Below are 16,748 nucleotides of genomic sequence, written 5' to 3' on the forward strand. Positions count from 1 at the left end.
CAGTCGTTTCAGTGCCGCGAAGGCTGGGATCCCGACGGCGGATGCTCCTGGAGCAACCGGTACTGGATGACGATGTCGATGAATGCCGAGACGACCACGTGACTGCCGTCCGGACCGTCGGGCGCTTCCCGGGCGGCCTCGAAATGACCGTTGAGCTGGCACGCGACCGCCAGCTTGGCGGCGATCCCCAGCACGCTGCGCGCCGGCAGGGACGCCATAGACCGCAGCAGGTCGCGCCGCAGCGTCTCCCCCGCCGGGGCCGAAGCCTCGCCTTGTCCCCTAGGATCCGGCGGCACCCATCCAGTCCCGCGGAAATGCTCGTGCAGGACCAGCAGGTCGTGGTCGCAGTGCTGGCCGCTGGAGATTGCCTCCAGGATGGCCCCCTGCAGCTCGGCCCGCAGGAAATCCTGGTCGTTCGCGCGTTTCCTCGACGGCATGGCCGCCTCCCGTAGCGGCGATTTCCCCCCTCGCAGTACGGGAATACTACCGCTAGCGCCTGGAGATTTGTTGATCCAGATCATCCCGGGCGACCAGTAGCCGGAATCTCTAGAATAATACGAAAGAGAAGGCGGTAGTGTCGGTCGGCAATCTGACGCTCCTGGTCTAACCCGTGCCCGCGGCTGCCCTTGTGGTAATGAGCGGCACCTAGATTTAGCTGTTGCAGCGGCACGTCGGAGAAGATTTGTTAGAATATGCCCTTGCGGAAACATTCTGCGGCATTAACGTATCCGATGGCGACAACTACGCCGTCGCGAATGCTTCCCGTGACATCTGCACCTGAGAGGAACCAGTGCTGATATATGATCCTTCAGCGAAACAGGCATTCAATTCACTCGCAGGTCAGATCGGTTCCGACGCCTGCCTAATGCGGTCTCATTACCTCTTTATCAATTCTCACCCGCTGTACGCTAAATTACCTAATTTATCAGAGAGGCCTCCGGGAAAAGGGCATTCGTCATATCGGCGTCATTCAGATTCGTGTTTTTTAGAAATACATATCTCAGGTCAGCGTCGTTAAGGTAGGCGCCCCTCAGATCGGCGCACATAAGGTTGGCGTCTCTCAGGAAGGCGTCCATTAAGTTGGCGTTCGTCAGGACGGCGTTACTCAGATCGGCGCTCGTCAGGTTGGCGTCCCTCAGTTTAGCGCCTCTCAGATCGGTGAACGCAAGATTGGCATGCCTTAAGTTGGCTTCTGCCAAGTTGGCACTTTCTAGAACGGCACCGCTCAGGTCCGCGCTCCTCAGGTCGGCTTTCTCCAGGTTGGCGCCACTTAGGTTGGCGCCTCTCAGGTTCGCCCTACTCAGGTTTGCGCCACTCAGGTAGGCTCTCGTCAGGTTGGCGCGACTCAGGCCGGCGTCACTCAGGTTAGCGCCTATTAAATTGGCCCCTAACAGTTTGGCGTCCATCAGATCTGTCGCCCTCAGGTCGGCGTACATCAAATAATGCGGCAGTTTGATAGCATTCAAGCAACGGCGGGCGATGGAGTCCTCTGAACAAGATCCCAGCAGGCGATGCAATGACCTTCCTTCATCCCCATCAGGAATATTTGCGCGCGGCTCATCATTGTCGGCAGTTGCAGACACAGTGCCGGAGAGTGCCGCCAGCAAACTGACCTCGGCGTTTTGGATTCCGCGTTCCGCCAACCTCGCCGGCCCCGGGGGCATTGATATGCCTTTGGAGAGGCAGGTATTGACCAGATCAACCAGGATCCGCCGCCAAACGAGCACGTCGTGCTGTGAATCCGCCGTCGCGGCCATCACCTCCGCCCGCAGGAATTTGAACAGCGAGTGGTCCATTTCGGTCGCGCCGCAAAGGGCGAGCCAAGCCTGAAGCTGGGCTTCCCGCTCGGGGGGACCGGACTCATATGCAAGGACTCGGTGCAGGCGCTGCACTTGGCGAAGGATGCGTCGGGCGACCAGGAACTGGCCAAAACTTTTGTGGGTGAATTCCACAACCCGGTGCTCGGCACCGCTGAACGCCCGGCAGAAGAAGCTGTCCAGCAGTGCTGAGAGCGCACCGTCAGGCCGTTCGGCGATACGTTGCAAGTCGTCGGCGAGATCCTGCGAGCGAAGCCGTTCGGCAACAAACTTCAGCGGCACGACGCGGTCGCCACCAGCGTGCCAGGCTGCTACCGCCACCTCCTCGAGCATGCGGCTCAGGCGGTCGGGATCGACGGCGTCGATGGCTTCGCTTTTCGGGTCGCGATGCACCCGGTCCAGCACATGACGGAACAGGCGGGTGTAGAGGTCGTGGACTCCCGCCAGCGTTGCCGCCTTCTCCGGCCCTTCCAGCGTCAGCACCTGCGCCAGCAGCCAGTTCAGCAACGGCTGTGCGGTCAACTCGTCCAGGTGCTTGTCCGGGACTGTCGGGAATTCCGTGCTTGGCGGGGCGGGTTCAGTATCAGGCGGTCATCGCCTTTGCGAACCGGTCGCCGAAGATGACAGCCATCTGGGCTTTGGCGGCCGTCCATTCCCGGGGCGGCATCTTCCAGTCTTTCTCCGCGCGGTTCAAGACGAGAAACAGGAGCTTCAGCGCGGCCTCGTCATTGGGGAAATGCCCCCTGGCCCGGACCGCCCGGCGCAGCTTTGAGTTCAACGCTTCAATGGCATTGGTCGTGTAAAGGATGCGCCGGACCTCGCGCGGGAAGGCAAAGAAGGGGATGACCTCCGGCCACGCCCGCCGCCAAGCCTTGCCGATGGCCGCGTATTTTTCGCCCCAAGGCCCGGTCTCAAAGGCGCTCAGAGCCATCTCGGCGGCCTTGTCGTCGACAGCGTCGTAGACCGTCTTCAGGGCGGCGGCGATGGCCTTGCGGTCCTTCCAGGACGCGAACTCCATGCTGTGGCGCAGCAGATGAACGACGCAAGTCTGAACAATCGTCTCCGGATAGGCAGCCGCGATCGCCTCGGGAAAGCCTTTCAGCCCATCGACGACGGCCAGCAGGATGTCCTCCACACCCCGGTTCTTCAACTCGTTCAGGACGCGCAGCCAGAACTTGGCGCCCTCGTTCTGTTCGATCCACAGGCCCAGCACCTCCTTGGCGCCGTCGGCCCGCACGCCGATGGCGACATGGATGGCCTTGTTGCGGACCAGACCTTCGTCGCGGATCTTGACCCGGATGGCATCCAGGAACACCAGGGGGTAGATCGCCTCCAGCGGCCGGTTCTGCCAGGCCGTCACCTCCTCGATCACGGCGTCCGTCACCGTGGAGATCAGGTCGGCCGACACCTCGATGCCATAGAGCTCCCGCAGGTGTCCCGTGATCTCCCGGGTTGACATGCCGCGTGCGTACATTGAGATGATCTTCTCGTCGAAGCCGGGGAAGCGCCGCTGGTATTTGCCGATCAGCGCCGGATCGAACGTCCCCGACCGATCGCGGGGAATGGACAGACCCATCGAGCCGCCATCGGTCAGCACCGTCTTGTGGCCGTAACCGTTGCGACGGTTGCCGCTCTCATCTCCAGCCAGATGATGATCCAGCTCCGCCTTCAGCGCCCGCTCCGTCAGCGCCTTCTTCAGCTGGTCGAGCAGGCCGTTCTGGTCGAATGCCGTCTTCGCATCGGCTCCAGCCAGCAGCTGGTCAAGGATCGCGTCAGGGATAACAGGATCTTTGCGTCGGGCCATTCAGGGTCTCCTTCTGTTTCAGGATAACCCCGCCAAGCACGAAATTCCCGATAGTCCCGCTTGTCCCGTCCGGCGGCTAGCAGATTTGGCAGGCCGCCCTTGGGGTCGAACCGGCGCCACCACTCGCCGCATTGGTCGATGTCCGCCAGCGGGTCGCCGACCACCCGACCTTCCATGGATTCGTCCAACCTAAAGCGTACTGCGTGCAGCCGCGTTTCGTCGGCCCGTGCGATGGCGCCCGCGCGGTCAACGGCGCCGGGACGGCCCGCGAGCAGAAGGAGGACGCAGGTTCCGCCGTCATTTAAACGACCGATACGGCGATCGAGGCTCGAAACGAACTGCGCGACCGCATCGGCTCCGGTCTCGCCGGCCTTGACCAGTTCGTCCAGCCCGTCGAGGATCAGCAGCAGGGGTTCTCCGCGGCTGTCGCGGAGGAGGTTCTCAGCCAGGGGGTCGTGACCCAGTTTTCCCTTGGCATAGTCGCTCACTTCCCTCCAGGCGTCGCCATGGTAGTCGAGGCGGCCGAGCGGCACCAGAAGCACCCGCCGCCCTTGCCTCGCCAGCCGGGCGGCCAGCATAGCGCAGGAACTCGACTTGCCGGCCCCCGCCTCGCCCGACAGCACGCGCACCGGGTCGTTCCGATCGGCCGCTGCGAGCCAGGCGTCCAATGCCTCGTCCAACCAGACGAGCCGTTCTTTTGCTTGGCCATCATCCACTGCCGTGGCGGCCGCCGACAGGGCGCCCCGTATTGTTATCAGCGCGCGCAGCGGGATGTAGAGATCGGACAGTGCGTAGCGCGGCACCCGCTCGGAATCGATGGAGCGCAGCGGCTGCCGCACCGCCTCTACCAGCCACGCCCGATAGGCTCGCCAGTCGCGCGCACGCCGCGCCGCGTCGTCGAGGGGCGTGGTGCGGGTCACCTCCATATCCAGCGCGCGATAGTCGCCATCAAGGCGATCGCGCAGCTCGCCGGCCAGGGCAAGCACGATCTCCTCGTGGAAGTACCGGCCCATCGCCGCCCGGCTCGTTTCCGGCACGTGGCAAACCCGCATCCATCCGGCGAACGCCTTCGCCATCACCGTCAACGCGGGCCAACGCTCGGGGCAGGCGAACGCATCGGCGGTCAGTTCCAGCGGAGCATCGGCGGCAAGGCCCGAGATCTCCGCTTCGATCTCGGCCAGATCGGCATCCACGGCGAGAGCGCCGGCGCTGCGGGCGTGATTCTGGATCGTCCGAATGGCAGCGAGGTAAGTGGCGCGCTGAAGAAGCAGGCGCGCGCCCTCCTCCGCGTCGGGTACGCCGGCGCCCTCCGTCGAAAAGGCGCCTACGACGTCCACTGCGCCCTTGAATACCCCACCGATACTGAGCGTCGCCGCGTCCACACCAACCTTCCACAGGGCGAACGCGAGCTTTTTCCGGTCAACAGAGATTCCCATGCCGCTCTTCCGAAAGGGGTATTTTGAATAGAGTATAGAAATACACGAAGGGAGTAAACTGGAGGGGGAAATCGCTCGTCCTGGGAGTTCCTTGGAGCGGTACCCGATCCGGCCAGGGCAGCCGGGGCGATGCGTTGGGCCGTGGCCCAACGCATCGCGGCGGCCGGAACGGCAGGCCGCATGGACCGGAGCGGTTCGACCTGTTCCAAGCATGGGATGCGGGCCGCCACGGGTCGAAGGTCACGGCAAGTTGCGGCGCCATGCCTCCGACCCGGTCGCGTGGACCGACCGCCCGTCGGAGTCGATGGCCACCGTGACCGGCATGTCCCGGACCCGGAACTCGTAGACCGCCTCCATGCCCAGGTCGGCGAAGGCGACCATCCGGGCCGACGTGATCGCCTTGGACATTGGTGCAGAAATCAGCGGGCGGGCGGACTTCTCCCTTTCCCGCGGTGGTCAGGCAATCCGACGGGACACCGGCATGCCGAGGCCGGTCTTGATACTGATCACCCCGCCGCCCGGTCGCCGCCGGGGTCCACGCCGCGAGCGCCACGGGCGTCACCCAGACCGTCAGACTGCCGCGCCGGCGCAGCGCCGCGTCATACTCCGCCCAGTTCTCAACCTTGTAGCGGGCTCTCGGGATCTTGTGACGCCGCGGTTCATTCGCCTTGTACGGCATCAGGGTCCTCGGGGGACAAGCAGCGGGCATCCTCTATACCTACCCGCCTGCCGCTGCGTCAGCCCCCACAGCGATCTTTGCACCAAGATCCGGCCCGGAGGTTCGAGGCGGAGATTCGCTAGGGTGAAGCCACAGGACGGACGGGATCATACGCTAAGCCGGTCTGCATCCCTGTCCCTCAACCGCTGGCAGCACCAGAACTTGTGTCAAGAGGGTCGGAGCCGGCCTTCAGCGACGGCTATAACCTCGCGCGGCGCGGGAACGGGCTGAAATCAAACGCTGATCCGCCGCCAACCCGATCGCGGAACGAACGCTATGGCAGGTCCGCTACTGGGAAGTGTTGTCGCGCTTGATGCGCAACTTCGCCGGCAGGACCTTCAACCTTGCTCCGCCTGTCGGGCCTGAGCAATCGCCTGAAGCGCTTTTTTGAAAATATTTACTCCGTGACAAAATAAAAACTATCTGGTTTGATGTATCGAAGATAATGAACTCAAATATTATCTATTGATTTTATTCCGTGAGAGGGCTATGTATACGAAGAGGTTACTTTCACATTTTCACACAATCAGGTGTAAGGCGGGAACCATGAGCGCGATAGCACATATCAAATACTTGGTCGAAAAGTACCGTGGCTATTGGACAGTCAGCTCCAGTGGTAAGCACAATGGCGAGTTCGCCAGCCGTGGAGAGGCATGTCATAGCGCATTGAAAGACGGCATCCGGGTCGGCAACCTGGGGCACGACGTCAAGATCGATGCACATGAGAAGAACGGGGATACTCGGACAGTCTGGACCAGCGGGCCCGGGAAGTAAGTTTTTCCTCAGTCCACAAGTGCTCTGGATAAACTTGCTTGGATGCGGTGTGCGAAAGGATGGCGGCAATGGCATATCAGGACATTCTTGTACACGTCCGGCCTTATGGTTCAATTGAGCCTTGTGAACCGCGCCGGGATTTCCGGAGGCCGATTTGGTTGAGTCACTCCGCCCCGGCGACGTCCTCGATTTGAGCATAGTGGCGTGCTTCGGCCTCTGCGGGCGGAATGTTGCCGATCGGCTCGAGCAGGCGCTACTTGGTTGCAACGAGGTAATTTCAGTCGCAGGAACCCCTTTCACAGCGTCCGGATTACGCAACGCGGACGGAGTCCGGGCGCCCGAGGTCGAGCATGCGGTTGTGAATAGTGACGGCGATGCGGGTTTCGGTCTGCTGGGTCAGCCGCCATGGGAACGCAAGGTGTCGCCGATGATCCGCTTGTATAGACGCATCGTTCCCTCGGCACCGGCCCTCGCATTGTAGCCGGAAATTCGCTGCCAGCCCTTCCGGCCCTGCTCGGCAATGACCTGGATATGGCAGTCGCGCCGGGTTGAATCAGTTTCGGCCGATGGACTGAGCACGGCCGTCGAGCGCGGCGGCACGACAACCGCGGCATCCCTGCACCAAACCATCTTCCTCCTCCGTACGACAAGCCATCTCGTCCATTCGGCGCCGGGAGTGGTCTTCCAGCGGTCATTCCGGCAGTCCAGCCTTGCGCAGGCCCTCCGTGAACACGGCGAGATCTTCCGGCCGCCGGAGCAGAACCCAGTCCTTGAGATTGGAGATGCGCAGCTCCGGATCGAGCCCGCGCAGATGACGCAACGCCTGACGCGCCTCGTCCGTTCGGCCGGCGAGCGCATGGCTTGCCGCGATGATGCCGGCTACCAGCAGGAATCCCGGCAAGTCTCTGAATGCTTTCTCCGCCCATGACGATGCGGCGTCGAAGCGTCCGGCAAACAAATGGGCCATCGCCGTTCCCGCCTGCATTCGGACCATCTCCGGGTCGAGGGGGCTCAGGCGCATGGCATGTGCGATGCGCCCGATGGCATCATCGTGTTCCCCTCGGGAAATCCGCTGGAAGCCGCCGAGATACCAAGCGGCCGACAGGTTGGGGTTGAGCACCAGCGCCCTGTCGAGCAGCGCGATGCAGCCGTCGAGGTCGCCGCCGAAATGGCCGAGCGCGTGACCGCCCCTGGTGAGGGCGACCGCATCGTTCACGCCCAGCTCCACCGCCCGGCGGGCCAGTCGGGCGCCCTCGGCGGCCTCCTCGGCGGGATCGGTCATCCAGCCGTTGATCTTGCGCCAGAAATGGCACCACGCCGCCATTCCATAGGCCGAGGCGAAATCCCGATCGAGCTCAGTCGCCTTGTGGAACAACGGCAGCGCCTGGGTGACAGCCTCCCTGGTTCGCTGGTGAAAGTTCGCCATTCCGCGCAGATAGTAGTCGTAGGCGCCCAGGCTTTCGGTCGGCTTCCGCTTGGCGCGATCGATCTCCGCCCGCTCCAGCTGCGGTGCTATCGCGCCGACGACGCTCTCGGCCACCTGATCCTGCAACTCGAAGATATCGTCGAGAGCGCTTTCGAAACGCTCCGCCCAGAGATGCGCGCCCGTTGTCGCATCAATGAGCTGGCCTGTGATGCGCACGCGGTGCGCCGCTTTGCGCACGCTGCCTTCCAGCACGTAACGCACGCCCAGCTCGCGGCCCACCTGTTTCACGTCCACCGACCGGCCTTTGTAGGTGAAGCTCGAGTTTCGCGAGATGACGAACAGCCAGCCGATGCGGGATAGCGCCGAGATGATGTCCTCGACGATGCCGTCGGCGAAATACTCCTGTTCCGGATCGCCGCTCAAATTCAGGAACGGCAAGGTGGCGATGGAAGGCTTGTCGGGAAGGGCCAGGGCATGTGCCGGTGGTTCATCCGAGCTGAAAGTTCCGGTCCTTGATGCTTCGAAGCCGTCCGATGATCGCATCTCCCGGACGTCTCCAACGAACCGAAATCCTTTCCGGGCGACTGTTCGGATCAGCCTCTGTTCCTCACCATTGTCGCCGATCGCCTTGCGCACCGCATTGATATGACTGGTCAGTGTCGATTCAGAGACGATCCGCCCACCCCACACCGCGTCCAGCAGACCATCCTTGCTGACGACGCGCTCGCGGTTTCGCACCAGATGGACCAGCAGGTCAAAGACTTGCGGTCCGATAGCGATCGCGTCGGCGCCCCGTGAGAGCTCCCGCCGGTCAAGGTCGAGCAGGTAGTCCCCAAACACGAATTGCATTTCGGCGCTCAGCAGGCTGGTAGTCCGAAAGGTCAGGCAGCCACCGCCGGGCCAGCTCTCATAAGCCGGGCAGTGCCAGGATAGCGGCCCATTTGGACAATCTTTGAAGCTGAACTCAATGGAAATTCAAGGAAGCCGCAAGGTCTTCCGGTCAGTTTCCAGGCATCCTCCGCTCATCGGTCGCCACGGACGTGGTCGATATGAAATGGAGGAGCGAAGCATGAAGATCGTCGTTATCGGAGGCAGCGGCCTTATCGGGACCAAGCTTGTCGGCAGGCTTCGTCAGAGTGGACATGAGGTCGTGGCGGCGTCCCCCAGTTCCGGCGTCGATACCATCACCGGCGAGGGGTTGTCAGAGGCGCTTGCCGGCGTTCAGGTGGTCGTCGATGTCGCGAACTCGCCGTCGTTCGAGGACAGGAAGGTCCTGGAATTCTTCGAGACTTCCGGCCGCAACCTTCTCGCCGCGGAACGGGCGGCAGGCGTGGGGCATCACGTGGCACTGTCCGTCGTCGGCACCGATCGCCTTCCCGAAAACGGTTACTTCCGCGCCAAGATCGCCCAGGAGAACCTGATCAAGGCATCCGGAATTCCCTATACGATCCTCCGCTCGACGCAGTTCTTCGAGTTCATCGCCGGCATCATCGAGGCTGGTGCCGACGGCGATGTCATCCGCCTGTCGCCCGCCCTCGTGCAGCCCATCGCGTCGGATGACGTCGCCGCCACGCTGGCCGATCTTGCGGCAGCACCTCCGGTGAACGGCACCATCGAGGTGGCCGGTCCGGAGCCGATCGCCCTCGACAAGCTGGCTGGAGAGGTCATGGCCGCGAATGGGGACGGCCGCCGGGTGGTCGCAGACATCCACGCGCGCTACTTCGGCTCGGTGCTGAACGACCAGTCGCTGACGCCGGGCCAAAACCCGCGCACCGGACCGACGAGGTTCGAGGAGTGGCACGCCAGCTCATCGGCGCGGAGATAGGCCGACACGGAGACAGGTCAGAGCGGCGCACGCAAGCCTGAAATGGCGCGGTGTGTATCGCGGCGCCCCGATCCCGAAGCGAAAGGATGAAATCGTGAAGACGATCCTACGTCATGAAGGCGCCCCGGTCGCGGTCACCGCTTTGGTGACGCTCAACGCGATCTTTCTTTGCGCGAACGGGCTCTTCATGCTCGTCGCTCCGCAGGTTTGGTATGATTTCGTGCCGGGCGTGACCGATACCGGCTTCTTCAATCAGCACTTCATCCGCGATATCGGGATCATCCAGCTCTTCCTGGGCGTCGCGTTCATCGGCGGCCTGCTGCGGCCGGAGCGCCGCATCGGCCTCTGGGCCGCCGCCACTTTATGGCTGTCCGCGCACGCCCTGTTCCACCTGTGGGAAGTCGCAGTCGGCATCTGCGCGCCCTCGGCCATCCCGCGCGATTTTCCTGCCGTCACCCTGCCAGCACTCATCGGCATCGCGCTCACGCTCTGGGCGATCCGTCGCTCCCGCGCCGGAAGAGCGGCTTTCGCCTGAGATCCTCAACTCAATCACTCGACCCAAGCAACCGGAGAACGACCATGACAAACCGTCTGAACTACCTCGCCCAAAAGAATGAACCCCGTCGGAATAGGGAAGACCGGCAGGAAACGACCTTGAGCTTCGACAACGCCTCACACCCCGGCAGATCGGGGCATGACGAGCTGGTTCCGTCGCGCTACGCGCTACGAATCGGCGAGATCGACGTGCTGGTGCTCAGCGATGGGGTGCTGCCGCTCCCAACCGCGATGTTGGCGCACAACGCGGAACCGGCCGTCCGGGCAGCCTGGCTGGACGACATGTTCCTGCCGCCGGACGCCTTCGACTGGGCGTTGAACGTGGTCGTGGTGCGTAGCGGCGGGCAGACCATACTCATCGACACCGGGCTGGGATCGGACCCGGACCTGAACCTGCCTCGGGCCGGGCAGTTGGTCAAGCGACTGGAGGCCGCCGGCGTCGATCTGGCGTCCGTGACCGACGTCGTGCTTACCCACATGCACATGGACCACATCGGCGGGCTGCTCGTCGAAGGAGTGAAGGAGCGGCTGCGTCCGAACCTGCGGATCCACGTGGCGGCCTCCGAGGTGGAATTCTGGGAGGCACCCGATTTCTCCCGCACCTCCATGCCGCAGGGATTCCCGGACGCGCTTCGGTCGACCGCAAAGCGGTTCGTCAAGGAGTACGAGGGCCATCTGCGGACATTCGAGGAGGAGTACGAGGTGGCGCCGGGGGTGGTCGTCCGCCGCACCGGCGGCCACACTCCCGGGCACAGCGTGGTCCGCCTGGCATCCGGCGGCGATAGGCTGACGTTCGCCGGCGACGCCGTGTTCGCCGTCGGGTTCGACCAACCTGACTGGCATAACGGTTTCGAACACGACCCCGAAGAGGCGGCACGCGTTCGGATCTGTCTTTTGCGGGAACTGGCGGCAAGCGGTGAACTGCTGGTGGCCACTCACCTGCCGTTTCCATCCCTCGGCCGGGTGGCGGTCGACGGTGATGCCTTCCGCTGGGTAGCAGCCTTCTGGGACTACTGACGGCTTCGGTGCGGCGAGCACAGTGTTGGCGGAGTGGGCCTATCCGCCCCGATCGGTTACATGGTGCGGACGAGCTCCGGGCGTGATCATGCAGGCCGGCACGGGCCGGGTTCAGGGCAAGTTGCGGCGCCAAGCCTCCGGCCCGGTCGCGTGGACCGACCGCCCGTTTGAATCGACCGCCACCGTGACCGGCATGTCCTGGACCCGGAACTCGTAGACCGCCTCCATGCCCAGCTCGGCGAAGGCGACCACCCGGGCCGACGTGATCGCCTTGGACACCAGATAGGCCGCACCGCCGATCGCCACCAGCGAGACGGCCCCATGGGCCCGGATCGCCTCGATCGCCGCCGGCCCCCGCTCGGCCTTGCCGATCATGCCGAGCAGGCCGGTGCGGCCGAGCATCAGGTCGGTGAAGCGGTCCATCCGCGTCGCCGTCGTCGGCCCCGCCGGCCCGACCACCTCGCCGGCCACCGGATCGACCGGACCGACGTAGTAGATCAGCCGGCCGGTGAAATCCAAGCCCTCGGGCAGCGGCTCGCCCCGGCCCAGCAGGTCGGCGATCCGCTTGTGGGCGGCGTCGCGGCCGGTCAGCAAGGTCCCGCTGAGCAGGAGCCGCTCCCCGGCGCGCCATTCCGACACCTGCTCCCGGGTCAGCCGGTCCAGGTCGACCCGGCGGGCGGTCCCGGGAGGCTCCAGGTGAACCTCGGGCCAGACGCCGGGATCGACCGGCGGAAGCCGCGCCGGCCCCTGCCCGTCCAGGGTGAAATGGATGTGCCGCGTCGCCGCGCAGTTGGGGATCAGCGCTACCGGGAGCGAGGCGGCATGGCAGGGATAATCCCGGATCTTGACGTCCAGCACCGTCGTCAGGCCGCCCAGCCCCTGGGCGCCGATCCCCAGCGCGTTGACCCGGTCGTGGATGGCCACACGCAGCTCCTCGATCCGGCCGCGCGGGCCGCGCTCCTTCAGCTCATGGATGTCGATCGGCTCCATCAGCGCTTCCTTGGCCAGGATCATGGCCTTCTCGGCGCTGCCGCCGATCCCGATGCCCAGCATCCCGGGCGGGCACCAGCCGGCCCCCATCTCCGGCACCCTTTCCAACACCCACTCGACGATGTCGTCGGACGGGTTGAGCGTGGCGAAGACGGCCTTGTTCTCCGACCCGCCGCCCTTGGCGGCCACCACCGCCTCGACGCGGTCGCCCGGCACCACCTCCATATGGACGATCGCCGGGCTGTTGTCGCCGGTGTTCCGGCGCGCCCCGGCCGGATCGGAAACCATCGAGGCGCGCAGCGGATTGTCCATGTCGCGGTAGGCCCGGCGCACGCCCTCGTCGACCATGGCGGCGACGCCCATGCGGGCGTCCCAGCGCACGTCCATGCCGACCTTCAGGAACACGACCACGAGGCCGGTATCCTGGCAGATCGGCCGCCTTCCCTCCGCGCACATCCGCGAATTGACCAGGATCTGGGCCATGGCGTCGCGGGCCGCGGGCGATCGTTCGCGCCGGTAGGCCTCGCCCAGCGCCCGGATGAAATCGGGGGGATGGAAATAGGAAATGTATTGCAGCGCATCGGCGATGCTGTCGATGAAGTCGTCCTGGCGAATGACGGTCACGGGTTCTTCCTTCCATCGTCCGGCCAAGGGGGCCTGGGAGCGGGGTGCAATCCCTGGACGACCTGCCATACCACCCGGCCGTCCTCCCGCCGGTCCTCCCGCACCGGGAGCGTGATCCGGTGGAAGGCCAGGAAGTCCTTCGCCGCCGGGGAATAGAGCCGGTCAACCACCGGCCGGCGCTCGCTCACCGCCCGGCGGAGCACCTCCAGCACGGGCGCCGCGACCCGCGGGTCCAGGTCGGACATGCGGCGCCCTGTCCATTCGTGCCCGGTCAGCGCGACGATGTTGGTGCCGTCCAGCCGGACCATGAAGTCGGCCCCGCCGTCCAGTTCCTCGTAGATCGCCAGCCAGCCGAGCCAGGGCCGGAGCGCGAAGGCGTCGAACCCGGCGCGCCGCGGAACTTCCCCGGAAGGGCACTTGGAGTACCAGAACTGGAGCAGGCCGGCGATAAACGGATGGAGTTCTTCCAAGATCCTCTCCGGACAGGGGCGGCGCGATGATGAGGCGCCATCCTGCCGGAAGGCAAGCACGACTTCGGGACGAGGCCCGCCCCCCCAAGTCCTTCCCTCAAGGATTCCCCCCAAGTCCTTCCCTCAAGGCCCCTTTACCGGGCCGGTGGCGGCGATTTCCAACCCGTACTTTCCCAGTATCCGGGCCAGCGACCCGTCCGCCTCCAGCCGGTCCAGGACCGCCTCGACCGCCTCGACCGTCGCCAGGTCGGACCTGCGCAGCGCTATGGCCGCGTCGTAGTCCAGCGACGGATCGATGCCGACGCCCTTCACGGCGTCGATCGTCCCGTCACCGGTGTGTTTCCGGTACCAGCCGAGGCCGGGCAGCGAGACCACCCCGGCGTCGGCCTCTCCCCCCGCCACCGCCGCCAGGATCTCGGCATCGGTCGTGAAGCGGACCCGGACCGGAATTCCCCGCTCGTTGAGCACGTAATGGGCCCAGGATCCGCTCGGCACCGCCACGCGGCCGGCGCGGAGATCGTCCAGGCCCCGGATATCGTCCCGGGAGACGGGGGCCACCAGGACGAAACGCACCGGCAGGTAGGGGCGCGTCAGCAGCCGCGGGAAACGCCGCGCCGCGGGCGCGGTCCCGGCCTCGGCGCGCTCCGCCGCGTCCTCGGGAAGGCTGGCGGCCGACATGAAGGCGTCGCAGCCGGTCCGGCCCGCATATTCCTTGCTCTTGATCCAGGTGACCTTGAAGTCCAGACCCAGCCCGCGCGCGATCTCCTCGCCCAGTTCGAGCTGGAATCCCGGCGGTCCCGGCTCGCGGCTGGAGAACGGCAGGGCGTCGGGCGCCGCGCAGATCTCGAAGCGGCCGGCGCGGCGCATGTCTTCCAGCGTTCCGGCGGACGCCGTGCCGGAGACGGCCAGCGCGACGCAGCCCGCCGTCATCCAGTCTGGCCGGGCTCTCATGACTTCTGCTCCGGCCCGGCGCGCAGCGACAGGATATAGGCCGCCAGCTCCCAGATCTCCTCCTCGCTCAGCGTGTTCTTCCAGGGCGGCATGACCAGCGCGCCGCGCTTCCTGCCGTTGGCGATGACGGTGAAAAGGGCCGCCGGCGTCAGGTCGGCGCGCCGCTGCAAGGTGGCGCCCTTGCCGCCCGAACCGGCGTAGCCGTGGCAATAGACGCAGCTCTGGTTGAACCGCGTCGAGCCCTTCTCGATGGACTCGGGCGCCTCCAGGTCGATGCTCGGAACCGGCTCGGCCGCTGCCGGCGCCCCGGGGAACGCGGCCAGCAGCCCGGCCAGGGCGAGCCCGCGCAGTTCGGGCCGGAGGGAGTTTCGTGTCATGGGCATGATGATCGTGTCCGACGTAGTGGGATGCGACGATCCGGGCCGGCGCCCTGATCCACGCGCCGGCCCGTCCTGCGGAAGGTCTTGCCGCTCTCAGTCCAGCGCGAAGACGACCATCGCCGCCCCGCCCTGCAGCTCCTTCACGCGCGGGAACACGCTGGCCATGAAGCCCGGGGCCAGCGACCCCCAGCCGCTCGGGACCGCGATGTACTGCTTGCCGTTCACGGCATAGCTGATCAGGCCGCTGCGGATGCCCGACCCGGTCCGGAACTGCCACAGCACGGAACCGTCGTCGGCGTCATAGGCCCGGACGACTCCTTCCGGATCGCCGTTGAACACCAGCCCGCCGCCGGTGGTCAGCACGCTGCCCAGGCCGGGGATCGGATAGTCCACGGTCCATTTCCGCTCGCCGGTGATCGGGTCGCGGGCATCCAGGCGGGCGCTGGCCTTGCGGCCCGGCGGCGGCACCGCCTCCAGCTTGTCGACGCCCAGGTAAAGTCCGGCGATGCCCAGCTTGGACGGGTCCTGCTTGCCGGGGACGGCGATCTGGCAGACCTCCATGGCGTTGGTGTACCAGAGTCCGGTCTTGGGATTGTAGGCGCCGTGATTCCAGCTCCGCGTGCCCAGCAGGTAGGGGCACACCAGGTTCTCCTTGCCGAACTCCAGGGGGCGGCGGTCGATCAGCTCGCCGGTCCTGGGATCGATGGTCTTGACGAAATTGTAGGTCTCGCTGAGCGGCCAGACATTGGCCAGGGCGCCGGTCGCCTTCTCCATCACGAAGACGAAGCCGCTCTTGTTGAGATGGACGATCAGCTCCCGGCCGCCGTCCTCCACCACCAGCGCCTCGTAGGCGCTGTCATAGTCCCAGGTGTCGTGCGGGATCTCCTGCCGGTGCCATTTCAGCTTGCCGGTCTTGGGATCGAGCGCCAGCAGGCTTGCGGTGTACAGGTTGTCGCCCTTGCGCCCGTCCCCGTAGAAGTCGGGTGCCGCGTTGCTGGTGCCGATGAAGATCGTGTCGGACACGGGATCGTAGGTCCCGGGCATCCAGGCCCCGCCGCCGCCGACGTCGCCGGTATCGCCCGGCCAGCTCTCCTCGCCCTGCTTGATCGTGTCGAAGGTCCAGGCCTTCTCGCCGGTCGCGGCGTTGACCGCGAAGATCTTGCCCCGCTGTGGCTGGTCGCCGCCGGTCGTGCCGCCGACCAGCACGTCGCCGGCCAGCACCGGGGGCGAGGAGAACAGGCAGCCGGAACACTTGGCCTGGTCGACCAGCCGGGTGGACCAGACCTCCTTTCCGGACAGACTGTCCACGGCGACGAAGCGCCCGTCCATGGTCCCGATATAGACCCTGCCGTTGCCGACGGTGACGCCGCGGCTGGCCGAGGCGTAGAAGCTCTCGTAGGCGAGCGGGTCGATCTGGGGCTGGTAGTGCCAGATCTGCTCGCCGGTCGCGGCGTTCAGGGCGAAGACGTTGTTGTTCGGCCCGATATAGTACATCACGCCGTCGACCACGATCGGCGTCGCCTGGAGCCCCATGGTGATGTCGCCGGGCTGGTGGATCCAGGCGACCTTCAGGTCCTTGACCGTCCTCTTGTCTATCTGGTCCAGCGGGCTGTACCGCCAGGCGTTGGAAGTGCGGTGGTATTGCGGCCAGTCCTCGGGGTTCTCGGTTCCCGGGGCCGGCGCCTGGGCCAGCGCCGCGGGGCCGCCGCCGATCACGGCAAGGCCGAGGGTGAGCAGCCACAACCCCACGCCCGTCCGCCTGCGCAGTTCTCCGTGCAGCTTCATGGTTTCCTCCCGAAAGGATCGTCATTTTTTCGCTGGCCGGCGGCGCTGGGCACCGCCCCCGGTCGGATTGGGTACAATGCAACCGAGATGCCAGCGGACGGAGGAGGAGCCGCACCATATCTTGGGCGCTGATAATATTTCGCCCCAATATATCGGCAAGTAATCTGGAACAGGTG

The 16,748-nt window shown here is 65.2% G+C and carries 14 protein-coding genes and 2 pseudogenes; 3 read left to right on the plus strand and 13 right to left on the minus strand.

Annotated elements, in window-relative coordinates; genetic code table 11:
- Positions 1-8: 8 nt before the first annotated feature.
- From JL100_RS35090 to JL100_RS35125, 8 genes and pseudogenes are all read right to left on the minus strand, one after another.
- Positions 9-437, minus strand: a complete 429-nt coding sequence (locus JL100_RS35090; protein WP_202684607.1) for a hypothetical protein — start codon at positions 435-437, stop codon at positions 9-11.
- Positions 438-917: 480 nt separating this feature from the next.
- A complete protein-coding gene (locus JL100_RS35095; protein ID WP_228421806.1) occupies positions 918-2,339 on the minus strand; it encodes a pentapeptide repeat-containing protein in 1,422 nt (473 codons plus the stop codon).
- 61 nt (positions 2,340-2,400) lie between these two features.
- Complete coding sequence (locus JL100_RS35100; protein ID WP_201072050.1) at positions 2,401-3,621, minus strand: IS256 family transposase; 1,221 nt, start codon at positions 3,619-3,621, stop codon at positions 2,401-2,403.
- Positions 3,513-5,057 carry an NACHT domain-containing protein gene (locus JL100_RS35105; RefSeq protein ID WP_228421808.1) on the minus strand — a complete coding sequence of 515 codons (1,545 nt, stop codon included), beginning with the start codon at positions 5,055-5,057 and terminating at the stop codon, positions 3,513-3,515. The genes JL100_RS35100 and JL100_RS35105 overlap by 109 nt, the downstream gene beginning before the upstream one ends.
- Positions 5,058-5,297: 240 nt before the next feature.
- Positions 5,298-5,465 (minus strand): annotated as a pseudogene (locus JL100_RS35110) (fumarate hydratase C-terminal domain-containing protein); the annotation flags it as partial.
- A 100-nt stretch (positions 5,466-5,565) separates the two neighbouring features.
- Positions 5,566-5,736 (minus strand): annotated as a pseudogene (locus tag JL100_RS35115) (IS5/IS1182 family transposase); the annotation flags it as partial.
- Positions 5,737-6,945: 1,209 nt separating this feature from the next.
- A complete protein-coding gene (locus JL100_RS35120) occupies positions 6,946-7,149 on the minus strand; it encodes a hypothetical protein (protein WP_228421810.1) in 204 nt (67 codons plus the stop codon).
- A gap of 91 nt (positions 7,150-7,240) precedes the next feature.
- Positions 7,241-8,824 carry a winged helix-turn-helix domain-containing tetratricopeptide repeat protein gene (locus JL100_RS35125; RefSeq protein WP_202683789.1) on the minus strand — a complete coding sequence of 528 codons (1,584 nt, stop codon included), beginning with the start codon at positions 8,822-8,824 and terminating at the stop codon, positions 7,241-7,243.
- Between the two features lie 220 nt (positions 8,825-9,044).
- Between JL100_RS35125 and JL100_RS35130 the strand changes: the two genes are divergently transcribed.
- The 3 genes from JL100_RS35130 to JL100_RS35140 all read left to right on the plus strand — a co-directional run bounded on the left by JL100_RS35130 (position 9,045) and on the right by JL100_RS35140 (position 11,372).
- Positions 9,045-9,800 (plus strand): SDR family oxidoreductase, encoded by a 756-nt coding sequence (locus tag JL100_RS35130; RefSeq protein ID WP_202683790.1) that lies wholly within the window; start codon positions 9,045-9,047, stop codon positions 9,798-9,800.
- A gap of 187 nt (positions 9,801-9,987) precedes the next feature.
- Positions 9,988-10,335, plus strand: coding sequence for a hypothetical protein (locus JL100_RS35135; RefSeq protein ID WP_407697069.1), 348 nt, complete (start codon positions 9,988-9,990; stop codon positions 10,333-10,335).
- Positions 10,336-10,379: 44 nt separating this feature from the next.
- Entirely contained in the window at positions 10,380-11,372 is a 993-nt protein-coding gene (locus tag JL100_RS35140) for an MBL fold metallo-hydrolase (protein WP_228421812.1), read from the plus strand.
- A gap of 111 nt (positions 11,373-11,483) precedes the next feature.
- On the opposite strand, the gene JL100_RS35145 is transcribed toward JL100_RS35140, so the two are convergent.
- From JL100_RS35145 to JL100_RS35165, 5 genes are all read right to left on the minus strand, one after another.
- Positions 11,484-12,986: a fumarate hydratase gene (locus JL100_RS35145; RefSeq protein WP_202683793.1), complete on the minus strand. Its 1,503-nt coding sequence runs from the start codon at positions 12,984-12,986 to the stop codon at positions 11,484-11,486.
- Positions 12,983-13,456, minus strand: coding sequence for a PAS domain-containing protein (locus JL100_RS35150; protein WP_202683794.1), 474 nt, complete (start codon positions 13,454-13,456; stop codon positions 12,983-12,985). The genes JL100_RS35145 and JL100_RS35150 overlap by 4 nt, the downstream gene beginning before the upstream one ends.
- A gap of 123 nt (positions 13,457-13,579) precedes the next feature.
- Positions 13,580-14,407 carry a substrate-binding periplasmic protein gene (locus tag JL100_RS35155; RefSeq protein WP_202683795.1) on the minus strand — a complete coding sequence of 276 codons (828 nt, stop codon included), beginning with the start codon at positions 14,405-14,407 and terminating at the stop codon, positions 13,580-13,582.
- Positions 14,404-14,784 (minus strand): c-type cytochrome, encoded by a 381-nt coding sequence (locus JL100_RS35160; protein WP_202683796.1) that lies wholly within the window; start codon positions 14,782-14,784, stop codon positions 14,404-14,406. The genes JL100_RS35155 and JL100_RS35160 overlap by 4 nt, the downstream gene beginning before the upstream one ends.
- A 96-nt stretch (positions 14,785-14,880) precedes the next feature.
- Positions 14,881-16,572, minus strand: a complete 1,692-nt coding sequence (locus JL100_RS35165) for a pyrroloquinoline quinone-dependent dehydrogenase (RefSeq protein ID WP_202683797.1) — start codon at positions 16,570-16,572, stop codon at positions 14,881-14,883.
- Positions 16,573-16,748: the final 176 nt, after the last annotated feature.

The organism is Skermanella mucosa (genome assembly GCF_016765655.2).
In the GTDB taxonomy this organism is placed as follows: Bacteria; Pseudomonadota; Alphaproteobacteria; order Azospirillales; family Azospirillaceae; genus Skermanella; species Skermanella mucosa.

What these genes read in the sequence shown, in the direction of transcription:
- JL100_RS35160 (WP_202683796.1), bottom strand. Translation starts at nt 14,784, where the DNA reads ATGACACGAAACTCCCTCCGGCCCGAACTGCGCGGGCTCGCCCTGGCC.
- JL100_RS35165 (WP_202683797.1), bottom strand. Translation starts at nt 16,572, where the DNA reads ATGAAGCTGCACGGAGAACTGCGCAGGCGGACGGGCGTGGGGTTGTGG.
- JL100_RS35130 (WP_202683790.1), top strand. Translation starts at nt 9,045, where the DNA reads ATGAAGATCGTCGTTATCGGAGGCAGCGGCCTTATCGGGACCAAGCTT.
- JL100_RS35155 (WP_202683795.1), bottom strand. Translation starts at nt 14,407, where the DNA reads ATGAGAGCCCGGCCAGACTGGATGACGGCGGGCTGCGTCGCGCTGGCC.
- JL100_RS35105 (WP_228421808.1), bottom strand. Translation starts at nt 5,057, where the DNA reads ATGGGAATCTCTGTTGACCGGAAAAAGCTCGCGTTCGCCCTGTGGAAG.
- JL100_RS35100 (WP_201072050.1), bottom strand. Translation starts at nt 3,621, where the DNA reads ATGGCCCGACGCAAAGATCCTGTTATCCCTGACGCGATCCTTGACCAG.
- JL100_RS35090 (WP_202684607.1), bottom strand. Translation starts at nt 437, where the DNA reads ATGCCGTCGAGGAAACGCGCGAACGACCAGGATTTCCTGCGGGCCGAG.
- JL100_RS35135 (WP_407697069.1), top strand. Translation starts at nt 9,988, where the DNA reads ATGCTCGTCGCTCCGCAGGTTTGGTATGATTTCGTGCCGGGCGTGACC.
- JL100_RS35125 (WP_202683789.1), bottom strand. Translation starts at nt 8,824, where the DNA reads ATGCAATTCGTGTTTGGGGACTACCTGCTCGACCTTGACCGGCGGGAG.
- JL100_RS35140 (WP_228421812.1), top strand. Translation starts at nt 10,380, where the DNA reads ATGACAAACCGTCTGAACTACCTCGCCCAAAAGAATGAACCCCGTCGG.